We start from the raw sequence: 12,437 nt of genomic DNA, 5'->3' as shown, positions 1-12,437 counted from the left end.
GGAGGAACCTCAAAGATTCCGCACCTGCGTCGATATGGCAAAAACGGCGAGCGAGCAGCCGGTCAGGCGTGCTCGTGGGCGGCGCGAGGACTCCGGGAGAGACGCTGGGAGGGAATCCTACGTTCGGTGGATCGCACCGTTATCCATCGCACCCTTGTCGCATCGTCACCGAGCGTCGCTGTCGCCGAGCCACCGCGCCGCCAGCGCGAGCGTCTCGCCGTTGTCGAGCGACGAGAGGAACCGATCCCGGTAGCGAGGATTCGAGATCTGCCCGGCGCGGGCGAGCACGCTCTGGCGCGCCCGCGCGATCGCGGCGATCCCTTCGTCCTGCCGGCCGCTCGCGAAGAGGGCCTCCGCCCGGACGAGCCGGATCAGCGACTCGCCCTCCTCGACCGCGCCGAGCGACTCCAGGAGGGAGAGCGCCTCGCCCGACAGCGCGAGCGCCTCGTCGGCGCGCCCCTTCCGGAGCAGCACGCGCGCCGAGAGCGCCCACGCCGCGGCGCGCAGCGGCGGCGCGCTCTGCAGGAGCTCGGCGGCGGCGCGGGCCTCCGCCTCCGCGCCGGCGAGGTCGCCGCCGAGCAGCGCCGCCTTCGCCAGGTAGGCGCGGGCGACCCCCTCGGCCCTCGGATCGCCCAGCCGCTGGAACGTCGCGATCGCCTCCGCCTCGACCCGCCGCGCCTCGTCGAGATCGCCGCGGGCGATCATCACGTTGCCCAGGTTGCTGCGGGCGAACGCGGCCAGGTCCGTGAGCTCCATCTGCTCCGCGGCGCGCATCGCGGCGCGCAGCGCGGCCTCGGCCCCCTCGTAGTCGCCGAGCTCCATGGTGATGGCGCCCAGGTTCACCCGCAGCGAGCAGGCGTTGCGGCGATCGCCGCTCCGCTCGAACACCGCGAGCGCCGCCTCGATGCCCTCCAGGCAGGCGCCGGGATCGCCGGAGGTCATCGCGCGGATGGCGCGCGCCTCGTAAAGCCTGGCGAGCACCTCGACGTCGAGCGCCCGGCCCTCGTCCCCGCTGCGCTCCAGCGCGGCGATGATCCCGTCCGCGGCGGCGTAACGGCCGCCGAAGACGAGCCAGAGGGCGCCCTCGACGAGGCAGATGTCCCTCCGGGTGAGCGCGCCCTCGCCGGGCGACGCGCCCCGCGCCGTCGCCACCCAGGACTCCACGCGGTCGAGGGCCCCCTGCTTGCCGGCGGCCAGGACCACCTCGGTCGCGGCGGAGTACCAGGGCGGCGAGCCCGGCTCGAAGAGCGCGGCCGCCTCGAGCGCGCGCTGCTCGGCCACGGCGAAGTCGCCGCGCCACACGCGGGCCTCCGCCTCGACGAGGAGCAGCCCGCCCGCCTCCGCCCCGGCGGCGCCGCACGCGAGGCCGCGCTCGGCGTGCCGGATCGCGGCGAGGAGATCGTTGCCGCGCAGGGACTGCTCCGCCGCGCGCCGGTACCACGCCGCCGCCCGCCCCGGCTCGGCGCCGCGCTCGAAGTGCTCCGCGAGCTCCGCCGCGTCGCCCTTCCCCTCCCCTTCCAGCCACTCGCCCGCGAGCCGGTGGCCGAGCTGCCGGTCGTAGTCCGTCAGCGCGCCGTACGCCGCCTCCCGCACGAGGCCGTGCCGGAAGCTGTACTCGGGCTCGGCCGCGCCCGCCTCGCCCAGCGCGCCGAGATCGAGCGCCGCGGCCTCGGACGCCGTGGGCGCGTCGCGGTCGGGCCCGTCGAAGGGCCCCGCGCGCGGGGAGGACGACATCGCGGAGAGGAGGCCGTCGCCGCGCCGGCCAGGCTGCCGCCGCGGGACGATCACCTCGCGCTCGACGAGCTCGGCGAGCCGGTCCCCGACCTCGGCGTCGGCGCCGCCGAGCAGCGCGGCCACGCCCGCGGGCCGGAAGCTCTGGCCGAAGACGCTCGCCGCCCGGAGGACGCGCCGCGCCTCGGGATCGAGCGCCTCGAGCCGCGCCTGCACCATCGCCAGCACCGTCTCCGGCAGCGCGGCGCCCCGCCCCTCGGCGGCGGCGCGGATCTGCTCTTCCAGGAAGAACGCGTTGCCGTCGGCGCGCTCGACCAGCGTCGCGACGACCTCGTCGGCGGCCGCGTTGCCGAGCGCCTGGCGCACGAGCCGCTCGCCGGCGCGGCGCGAGAGCCCCGTGAGCTCGATCTCCTGCACGCCGCGGCCGGCCCACAGCTTCGGGAACATCTCGCGCACCTCGGGCCGGCCGAGCGCCAGCACCATGAACGGCGCGTCGCGCAGGTTGCGGAGGGCGCTGTTGATCATGGCCACCGTCGGCAGGTCGCCCCAGTGCAGGTCCTCGAGCACGAGCAGCACCGGCTGCGCCGCGCACGCGGCGCGCAGGAACTCCTCCCAGGCGAGGTGCAGCTGATCGCCCATGAGCACGGAGCTCCGGCGCGCCACCCGGAGCGCCTCGCTCTCGTCGTCCGGGAAGGGCGCCCCCACGAGCTCGCCGAGGAACGGCGCGAGCCGGGCGCCGTCCTCGCCGTGGCGGCCGACGCGCTCGCGGATCTTGCGCTGCACCGCCGCGGCCGGCGTGCCGTCGGCGACGCCGAGCGCGCGCCGGAGCACCTGCGAGAGGAGGCCGAAGGAGGCGCCGGCGCTCATCGGATCGCCGCGCGCGATCCAGACCTCCATCGGCTCGCCGCGCGCCCGGAGGCGCCGGAGCAGCTCGGTGCGCAGGCGCGATTTGCCCATGCCGGCGGGGGCGGTGACCAGCACCGCGGACGGGGTCTGCTCCTCGATGCACTGGACGAAGGTCGCCTCGAGGAGGGACAGCTCGCGGTCGCGGCCCACGCACGGCGTCGGCTTGCCGAGCAGGCGCGGCACCACCTCGAGGTCGTCGCGCTCGCCGCGCAGGAGGTGGCCGGTGGGGTCGGATCCGACGTCGAACCGCGCGCCGAGCAGGCCGGCCGTGACCTCGTCGATGCGGACGACGCCGGGCCGCGCCGCGTCGCCGGCGAGGAGCGCCGCGGCCTGATCGATGAGGTTGCCGATCGGCGAGCGGGCGCTGAGCTCGGTGCGCCCCGAGACCAGCGCGACGGGCGCGCCGCCGAGCAGCACCTGCATCGCGAGCGCGCACCGCGCCCCCCGGGCGGCGAGATCGGTCGGCGCGACGGCGCCCGAGAGCACGACGACCGGCGAGCGCGACTCGATGATCTCGAGGCGGCCCTGGTGGCGCTCGGCCAGCGCGCTGAGCGCGCGCACCCGGAGCGCGTCCTCGCCCTCGGACCGGGTCGCGTCGCTGTCGAGCGCGCCGTCGCGGGCGAGGAGGAGGCAGATCATCCGGCGCTCGCCGGTGGTGAGCTCGGGGGCAGGGCCGCCGATCGGCAAAGGGACGCGCCGCGAGCCGGGCGCGAGCTCGCCGAGCGACGCGAGCTCGGCGGCCACGGCCGCGCCGTCGCGGGGGCGGTCGCGCGGGGCCTTGGCGAGCATGCGCATGACGAGATCGTCGAGCGCGGCGGGCACCTCGCCGCGGAGCTCCCGGAGCCGGGGCGGATCCTCGAGGAGGACCTTCACGAGCACGGAGAGGCCGTCGTTGCCGACGAACGGGGGCCGGCCGGTGAGGCAGCGGTAGAGGACGCAACCGAGGGCGAAGACGTCGGCGCGGACGTCGATGGTGAGCTCGCCGCGCGCCTGCTCGGGCGCCATGTAGCCGGGGGTGCCGAGCATCACGCCGGGCATGGTGAGCTCCTGCCCGGCCTCCGCGACGCGCGCGACGCCGAAGTCGAGCAGGGTGACCTCGTCGACGGAGCCGCCGACGAGCAGGAGGTTGCTCGGCTTGAGGTCGCGGTGGACGACGCCGAGGCGGTGGAGGGCGCCGAGCGTGGAGGCGACGCGCGCGCCGAGCGAGAGGCTCTCGGGCACGGTGAGCGGCTCGCGGAGGAAGCGCTCGGCGAGGGTCTCGCCGGAGAGCCACTGCATGGCGAGGAAGAGCTCGCCCCCGTCGGTCGCGCCGTGCGCGACGTACCCGACGATCCCGGGGTGACGGAGCGTGGCGAGCGCCTGCGCTTCGCGGAGGAAGCGGTGCGTCTCCTGGGGGCCCCGGCGCTGGAGGATCTTCACCGCGACCGGCTCGCCGGTGAGCCGGTCGCGGGCGCGGAAGATCTGCGCCATGCCGCCCGCGGTGGCGTGGCCCTCGATCTCGAAGCGGTTGCCGACGATGTCCCCTGCGCGCATCAGCGGTACCCCTGCGGCGGCCCCGGGAGCCGCGGCGCTCGCCAGTGCAGTGCGTCGGAAGAGCCCATCGCAGTGGCCGAGGATATCCAGAACCGCGCCGCTTCCAGGCAGCAATTTGTGCTGTGAGGAAGGCAACCGTTACGAGATCTAGGTTACGGTTTGCCGCGGAGCGATGCGAAGGCGGGCAGGACGTTGTGCTCCGCACCACGACACGTGTCCGGAGCGGTCAGTCCCGCGAGGGTCCGTCCTCGGCGCTGGAGAGGACGTCGTCGACCGGCCGCACCCAGGCGCGCTTTCCGTCGAAGACCGCGACGAGCGCGTGCACGGGCGCGGCGCCGGCGGCGACGAGCTCCGCCGCGTAGCGGCGATCGCGGACCTGCCGCGCGGCGGCGAGGAGCGCCTGCTCCGGCGTCTCGCCGCGCTGCGGCACCTTGAGCTCCAGCACGACCCCTGGACGCCCCGGCGTCCGCGGTCGCACGAGGACGTCGGCGCGGCCGAGGCCGGACTCGCGGTTGGAGCGGACGTCGTAATCGCCCTCGAGCTGCACGAGCAGGCCGAGGATGAAGCCGTGATAGAGCTTCTCCGGCTCGCGGCCGGCGGGGTCCTGATAGGACATCACGGTGACGAGCAGCCGCTCGAGCAGCGCCTCCAGGGACGGCGCGTCGCCCGCGAGCAGCGCGCGGAGCAGCCCCTCGGCGTGCCTCCGCTCCGGCAGCCCGCGCCGCAGCCAGGAGCGGAAGAGATCGCGGTACGCGACGCGGACCTCGATGTTGGGAATCGCGAGCTCGGCGATGACGTCGCCGAGCTCCTCGCGCACCGCCCTGGGCGTGAGGTAGCCGGAGAAGAGGAGGAAGCTCCACAGCGCCTCGGGCTGCTGGTCCAGGTCGCGCAGGACGATGTTCTCGTCGATGCGCGCCTCGACGGGCTCGCCACGCAGGAGCGCCTCGGTCTCGCTCGAGAGGCCGAGCCCGCGCCGGGCGATGAGCTCCTGGAGGAGGTCGGTCGAGGCGGTGTTGACCCAGTAGGGCCGGAGGGCGCCGCTGGCCACGCAGTTGAGGATCGACCAGGGATTGTAGATGACCTCGCCGCCGAAGAGATATCCGTTGTACCAGGCCCGGATCTCGTCGAGGCGCGGCGGCGCGCGCTCCGGGAGCGACGCGGTCTGCCCTGCGGGAGCGCTGTCGGGCCGCGCCAGCTGGAGGACGCCGGCGACCTCCGCCTCGGTGAAGCCGAAGGACGTTGCGTAGCGGCGATCGCTCAGGATCGAGGAGACGATGACGTTGTTGAGGCCCGAGAAGAGGTTCTCCCGGGCGACCCGCAGCACCCCGGTGAGCACCCCCTTGAAGAGGGAGGGATTGTCCTTGAGGGCGGCAGAGAAGAAATTCCGGAAGAACAGCGTCACCTCGTCGAAGAAGCCGTTGAGATATCCGGATTGAATCGGGGTGTCGTATTCGTCGATCAAAATGACGACCTTGCGGCCGTGGTAGCGTGCGAGGTAATCGGACAGCTCTCTCAACGATCCACGGCAGTCCTCCTCGGCAATCTCCCCGAAGAGCATGTGCTCGTAGTGCCGCCTCTCATCGGGGCGAAGCACGTCGGCTTGCAGCAGCTCCTGATGCTGGCTGTAGAGGCGCCGCACCTCCGTGCGGATCGCATCCAGCGTGGTCTCGTAAGAGGCGGTCTTGATGTCCTTGAACGTGAGGAACAGGACAGGGTGCTGCTGGAAATGAGCGCGGGCCGAGGGGTCGCTCCAGACGGCGAGATCCTGGAACAGCGTGGAGAGGTCCTCGTCGCATTTCCCGAGGAAATACGCGAGGGTGGATAGGTTCAGAGTCTTTCCGAAGCGGCGCGGCCGCGGGAACAGGACGACCTGCGCAGGATCGGCGAGGAGCTGTGCGATGAACGAGGTCTTGTCGACGTAGCCGGCGCCCGCCCGGCGGAGCTCGCGGAAATCGGACTGGCCGAGGGCGGGGACGAAGGGCATGGCTTCCTTCAATGGGGCCGCCGCCTTTCAGCGGCGGAGAGGGGGCTCGCGGCGCGCAGAGGGACTGTCCCCGGCCCCACCTCGCCCGTCAAGCATTCCCCCGGAAAGGGCAGCCGTGCCCGCCGAGCTCACCCGCCCGGCGCGCCCGGCGCCGCGATCGCGCCCCTCCCTGGAGGCGCCGCCGCCGCTCCGCGTGGCCGGCCGCGCACCGCCGATCTACCCTACCCCCGTGCGATCCCTCGTTCTGGCCGGCTGCCTCGCGGTCCTGATCCCCGCAGCCGCGACGCTCGCGATCCCGCACGCCGAGGCCGCGGATTTCGATCCCTCCGGCCGCGGCAAGCGCAAACCGAAGGCCCCGAAGCCCGGCGGCGGCAAGCCGGGCCCCGCCGCGCGGCCCCAGCCCGGACCGCGGCCGCAGCCCGGACCGCGGCCGCAGCCCGAACGAGCGCCGCAGGCCAAGCCCGAGCCGGCCGAGGGCGGCGACGCGAAGCGGAGCGGGCCGTCGAACGACGCCCTCATCGCTCGCTACACGGCCATCGTCATGAGCCAGCCGAGCGCGCCCTTCCCGCTCCAGCGCCTCGCCCAGCTCTACCGCGAGCGCGACGGGAACCTGAAGAAGCTCGTCGAGGAGTTCGAGCGCCGCGCCGCGCAGCCCGGGGCCGACGCCTGGGTCTCCAAGGTCGTGCTCGCCGGCATCTACAAGCAGGACGGGCGCTACGACGACGCCATCAAGACGTACGAGGCCGCCATCGCAGACCGGCCGTCGGACCCGGCGGCGATGATGGCCCTCGCCCAGCTCGAGGCGGACCGCGGCGACAAGGCCCGCGGGCGGGCGCACTACGAGAAGGCGCTGCCGCTGCTCAAGCTCGCCGCGGACGTCGAGCAGACCCGGCGCACGCTGCTCGCGCTCTGCCTCGACCTCTCGGACTTCGACGCGGCCAAGGCGCACCACGACGCGCTCGTGAAGAACGCGCAGGGCTCGCTCTTCGTGAAGGCCGAGCTCGGGCGCGAGCTCTCCGCGCGCGGGCACCACGCGCGCGCCGAGGCCGAGTTCCGCGAGCTGGTGAAGGCCGCCGCCGGCGACAACCGGGCGCTCGCGCCGGCGCTGCGCGACCTCGGGCAGGCGCTCGCGCGGCAGAAGAAGATGGACGAGGCGCTCGCCGTGCTGAAGCGGGCGCTCTCCATCGCCGGCAACGCCGCCGGCGTGCGGGCCGAGATCCTGCTCATCATGACCGACGCCTTCCGCGCCGAGGGCAAGCTCGCCGAGCTCATCGCCATCCTCGAGGCCGAGCGGGGGCAGGACTTCCAGCGGCTCGCGACCCTCGGCGCGCTGTACGAGGAGACCGGCGACGTCGACAAGGCGATCGCGATCTACCGGAGGGCGCTCGCGCTCGACGGCAAGCACATCGACACGCGGCTCCGGCTCGTGCACCTGCTCCAGACCGCCGGCGAGCTCGACACCGCGATCCGCGAGTACGAGCTCCTGATCAAGGCGGCCCCGAACAACGCCGACTTCGTGTTCGAGCTGTGCGAGACGCTCATCCAGCGGGGCGACCGGCCGAAGGCGCTCGCGCTGCTCACCCAGCTCGAGGGGCGCGTCGCGGACGAGCCCGAGACGCTCGCGGCGGTCGCCGACTTCTACGAGCGCGTCGAGGAGAAGGACCGGGCCCTCAAGGTGCTCCAGCGGCTCGCCGGGGCCGCGGGCGGGGATCCGAGCCACCTCGTCGACCTCGGCGACCGGTACTTCCAGGCGGGCGACAAGAAGAAGGCGCTGGAGACCTGGGCGCGCATCAAGCAGGTCGTGCCGAGCCGGGCGCGCGCCGCGGCCACCCTCGGCGAGGTGTACCTCGACCACGACATGGTGACCGAGGCGCTCGCCGCGCTCCGGGAGGCCACGCAGCTCGAGCCCGCGAACGCGCGCTACAAGAAGGCGCTGGCGATCGCGCTGGAGCGCACCGCGAGCTCGCTCGGCAACGCCGGGCCGCGCTACGCCGAGGCGCGCGAGCTGTGGGAGCAGCTGCTCGCCGGCGCGGGCACCGACAAGCTGCTCGCGCGCGAGGCGCGCACCCACATCGTCAGCCTCTGGTCGCTCACCCGCGAGCTGCCGGGCCGCGTCGGGCCGCTCGGCGCGCGCTTCAACGCGACCCCGCCCGACCTCGAGGCGGGGCGGTTGCTCGCCGAGGTGCAGCGCAAGCTGCACCGGCTGCCCGACGCCGAGGCCACGCTCCGCAAGCTCATCCAGGCCGCGCCGGGCGACGAGGACTCGCTCCTCGCGCTGGAGCGCGTGCTCGTGCTCCAGCAGAACCTCCTCGGCGCCATCGACGTGCTCGGCAAGCTCGTCGAGGTGAACCCGAAGCGGGCCCGCGAGTTCTACCAGCGCATGGCGCAGTACGCCGCGGAGCTCTACCGCGACGACGACGCGATCCGGTACGCCGCGCGCGCCGTCGAGCTGTCGCCCGAGGACGCGAGCGGCCACCAGAAGCTCGGCGACATGTACCGGCGGCGGCAGGACTTCCCGCGCGCCATCGCCGAGTACCGGCAGGCGCTCGCGAAGAACGACCGGCTGTTCCCCGTCTACTTCGACCTCGCCGAGCTCCTGCTCACCGCGGGGCAGGCCGACGAGGCCGACCGGCTCTTCCGGCGCGTCGTGCGGGCGTCGAACGACGAGGAGCTCGTCGCGCGCGCGGCGCGGATGTCGATGCAGGTGAACCTCGGCCGGGGCTCGCTCGAGGTGCTCGAGCGCGAGCTCCTGCCGGTCGCGGTCGGCAACCCGCAGAAGCCGCTCTACCGGCGGCTGCTCGTCGAGCTGTACGGGGCGATGACCTTTCCGCTGATGCAGAAGGTCCGCGCCGAGGGCGGCGCGGCGAGCGCGGCCGCGCGCGCGGAGCTCGCGAAGATCGGCGCACGCGCGGTGAAGCCGCTGCTCGACGCGCTCGCCGACGACAAGGAGTCGCAGCAGAAGGTCGCGATCGAGGTGCTGGCCTACGTCGAGAACAAGAGCGCCGGGCCGGCGCTCTACAACTTCGCGATCGGGCAGGCGGACAAGGGCCTGCGCGCCCGCGCGATGATCGCGTGCGGCGCGCTGCGCGACCCGTCGATGCTGGAGCGCTACGAGCAGATGCTCGCGCCGCGGGACGCCGCGGCGACCGTGCTGCCGAACGACGCGGTCGCGGTCGCGGCGACCTGGGGCGTGGCGCGGCTCGCGGCGGGCGGCGGCCGGCCCGCGGCGAAGGCCGAGGCGCTGCTCGCGCGGCTCCTGTCCTCGCCGGCGCCGGAGGTGCGGGCGATCGCGGCGGTCGGCCTCGGGCTGACGCACGACCGGAGGCACGCGGCGGCGCTGTCCGCGGTCGCGCGGGCGCCCGAGGCCGGCTCGGTGCCGCGCGCGGCCGCGGTCCGCGCGCTGGGCGAGATCGGCGGCGGCGGCGAGGGGCCCGCGCTGTTCATGGCGCTCGCCGACTCGAGCGAGCCGGAGCTCCGCCGCGCGGCGCTGCTCACGCTCGCGCGGCTCGGCGACGGCGCCTCGACGAAGGGCGGCCCCGGCGACGCCGAGGCGCCCGCCTCGGGGGGCGCCGCGCAGGCGATCGCGGCCGGCGCGTTCTCGTCGGACGAGGGGCTGCGCGCGGCCGCGGTGTCGGCGGCGGTCGCGCTCACGCGGCGGGCCTACCCGCGCGCGCGCGAGCCGCTGCCCGTGCCGGACGGGGCGCTGACGGTGAAGGACGTGCTCGCGGGGCTCGATCCGGATCCGCCCGCCCCGGAGGACCGCGCCGCCGCGCTCGTCGCGCTCGGCCCGGCGCTCCAGAAGGCGGCGGTCGCCGCCGTCGCGACGTCGCCGGAGCGGGCGCTGGTCGTCGCGGACGCGATCCTGTCGCGCGGCGCGGCCGGCCCGCGCGGCGCGGGCGCGGGCGCGGCCGGCGATCGCGGCGCCGACGGCGGCGGGGCGGCGCTCGGGCTCGCGCCGTTCACGGACGGGCGCGCCGAGCTCGCCCCGGAGCTCCGGCGGCAGGTCGAGGCGGCCGTGGAGGGGGTCGCGGCCGCGGTCGTGAGCGGGTTCGTGGCGCTCGTGCGGCACCCGGCGATCGAGGTGCGCACGCGCGCGGTGGAGCTGCTCGCGACGCGGCCCGAGCCCGAGGCGCAGGCCGCGGTGGTCGACGCGCTCGGCGATCCGGAGGAGAGCGTGCGGCGGGCGGCGCTCGCGGCGCTCGGCGCGGTCCGGCACGGGCCGACCATCGCCGCGGTCTCGGAGCTCCTGCGGACCTCGCCGAGCTGGCCGCTCCGCGTCCGCGCGGCGGAGGCCCTCGGCCGGCTGGGCGCGCCGGGCGGCGGCGGCGCGGCCGGCGGGCGGCCGGGCCAGGTCGCGGAGACGCTCGGCGCGGCGGCCCGCTCCGACGCGTACGCCCTCGTGCGCGAGGCGGCGGCGCGCGCGCTCGCCTCGGCGGACCGCGCGGCGGCGGCGCCGGTGCTGCAGCACCTCGCGGCGCGCGACCCCGAGCCGCGCGTGCGCCAGGCCGCGGCCGAGCTGATGCGGGGCGGCGCGCCGTGAGCGCCGCTGCAGCGCCCGGGCCGCGGCGCGTCCCGCTGCGGCTCGCGCCGCTCGTCCTGGCCGGCGCGGCGGCCGCGGCGGGCGGCGCGGCCGGCTGCGACGACGTGAGCCGGTTCTCGACGGCCGACGGCGAGGCCTACTGCGGCGCGATCACGCTGGGCGGCGCGTTCCGCGCGGGCCTGAGCCCGCGGGTGCAGATGCGGCTGTCGCTCGACGCGGGCGCGCTCGACGGGCCGGAGCCGCCGGGCGCGCTGTGGACCTACGAGGCGCCCGACGGGGCCGCGCCGGAGCGGCGCCTCCTCGACGGCGCGCCGCTCCGGCCGATCGGCGTGCTCGCCCACGATCCCCTGTCGCGGCTGGAGTTCGGCGAGGGCCGCGAGCGCAACGCGATCTACGCGGTGAGCGCGTCGGATCCTGCGGCGGAGCCGCTGCTCGCGATCCTGTCGCTGCGCACCGACGAGTCGGTCGAGGTCCGCCTGCTCCGGCCGGGCCGGGAGCCGCTTGCGCCGGGCGAGGCGCAGGGGGAGGGACAGCGGCAGGTGTTCGGCAATTTCAGGCTGACGCGGCGGACGGGGACATGCGGGTTCTAGGGATCGAGACATCGTGCGACGAGACGGCGGCGGCGGTGGTGACCGAGGGCGGCGACGTCCTCTCCGACGTCGTGCGCAGCCAGGTGGAGCTGCACGCGCCATACGGCGGGGTCGTGCCCGAGGTCGCGGCGCGCGATCATGCGCGCGCGGTGGTCCCGGTGGTGCGCGAGGCGCTCTCGCGCGCCGGCGTCGCGGCGGCGGACCTCGACGGCATCGCGGTGACATCGCGGCCGGGGCTCGCCGGGGCGCTGCTCGTGGGCCTGCAGGCCGCGAAGGGGCTCGCGTGGGCGGCGGGCAAGCCGCTCGTCGGCGTCGATCACCTCGTCGGGCACCTGCTCGCGGTGTTCCTGCGGCGGGGCGACGCGCCGCCGCCGGAGGAGCGGCCGTCGTTCCCGTACGTCGCGCTGCTCGCCTCGGGCGGGCACACCGCGATCTACCGGGTGGACGGCCCCTCGCTCGGCGCGATCCGCGAGCTCGGCGCGACGCGCGACGACGCGGCGGGCGAGGCGTTCGACAAGGTGGCGAAGCTGCTCGGCCTCGGGTATCCGGGCGGCCCGGTGGTCGACCGGCTCGCGGCCACGGGGGATCCGGCGGCCGCGTCGGAGGCGGTGCCGGCGGTGATGGCGCGCAAGGAGTCGCTGGAGTTCAGCTTCTCGGGCATCAAGAGCGCGGTGGCGCGCCACGTGGCGAAGCGGGGGCGGCCGGAGGGGCAGGCGCTCCACGACCTCTGCGCGGCGTTCCAGGGCGCGGTGGTCGACGCGCTCGTGCAGAAGACCGTGCGGGCCGCGCGGATCGAGGGGGTCGAGCGGGTGGTGCTCGCGGGGGGCGTCGCGGCGAACCGCGGGCTCCGGGCGAGGATGGCGGCGGCGTGCGAGCGGCGGGGGCTCGCGCTGTTCGTCCCGCCGTTCGCGAGCTGCACGGACAACGGGGCGATGATCGCGTATGCGGGCGCGCTGCGGCTCGCGGCCGGGGAGCGGGACGCGCTGGATCTCGCGCCGGAGACGAGGACGGCGCTGCCGCGGGTCACCCGGAAGGGCGGCGGCGCGCGGTGAGCGGGACAGGCCGGTAGCGGGGCGACGCGGGGAGCGGCATGGGCGCGGGGCGCGAGGTGTGTGGGGCGATGGCGAACGCTGGCGAACGGTGGCGTACGGTG

Annotated in this window: 5 protein-coding genes; 3 read left to right on the top strand and 2 right to left on the bottom strand. The window is 75.6% G+C overall.

From position 1 onward, the window contains the following. Nucleotides 1-165: 165 nt before the first annotated feature. Nucleotides 166-4,170, bottom strand: a complete 4,005-nt coding sequence (locus tag WMF20_RS09775; RefSeq protein WP_437612663.1) for a protein kinase domain-containing protein — start codon at nucleotides 4,168-4,170, stop codon at nucleotides 166-168. Between the two features lie 226 nt (nucleotides 4,171-4,396). Next, on the bottom strand, nucleotides 4,397-6,154 hold the full coding sequence (locus WMF20_RS09770) for an AAA family ATPase (protein WP_437612661.1): 1,758 nt from the start codon (nucleotides 6,152-6,154) through the stop codon (nucleotides 4,397-4,399). A 229-nt stretch (nucleotides 6,155-6,383) separates the two neighbouring features. On the opposite strand from WMF20_RS09770, the gene WMF20_RS09765 reads away from it, so the two are divergent. The 3 genes from WMF20_RS09765 to tsaD are packed head-to-tail and all read left to right on the top strand — an operon-like array spanning nucleotide 6,384 to nucleotide 12,336. Beyond that, complete coding sequence (locus WMF20_RS09765; RefSeq protein WP_437612659.1) at nucleotides 6,384-10,694, top strand: HEAT repeat domain-containing protein; 4,311 nt, start codon at nucleotides 6,384-6,386, stop codon at nucleotides 10,692-10,694. Further along, entirely contained in the window at nucleotides 10,691-11,284 is a 594-nt protein-coding gene (locus WMF20_RS09760; protein WP_437612657.1) for a hypothetical protein, read from the top strand. The genes WMF20_RS09765 and WMF20_RS09760 overlap by 4 nt, the downstream gene beginning before the upstream one ends. Then, on the top strand, nucleotides 11,272-12,336 hold the full coding sequence (gene tsaD / locus WMF20_RS09755; RefSeq protein WP_437612655.1) for a tRNA (adenosine(37)-N6)-threonylcarbamoyltransferase complex transferase subunit TsaD: 1,065 nt from the start codon (nucleotides 11,272-11,274) through the stop codon (nucleotides 12,334-12,336). The genes WMF20_RS09760 and tsaD overlap by 13 nt, the downstream gene beginning before the upstream one ends. The last annotated feature ends 101 nt before the right edge of the window (nucleotides 12,337-12,437 follow it).

Source organism: Sorangium sp. So ce834, from assembly GCF_051521425.1.
GTDB lineage: Bacteria > Myxococcota_A > Polyangia > Polyangiales > Polyangiaceae > Sorangium > Sorangium cellulosum_D.
The sequence above is the reverse complement of the archived record's forward strand: the minus strand, read 5'-3'. Positions and strand labels throughout refer to the sequence as shown.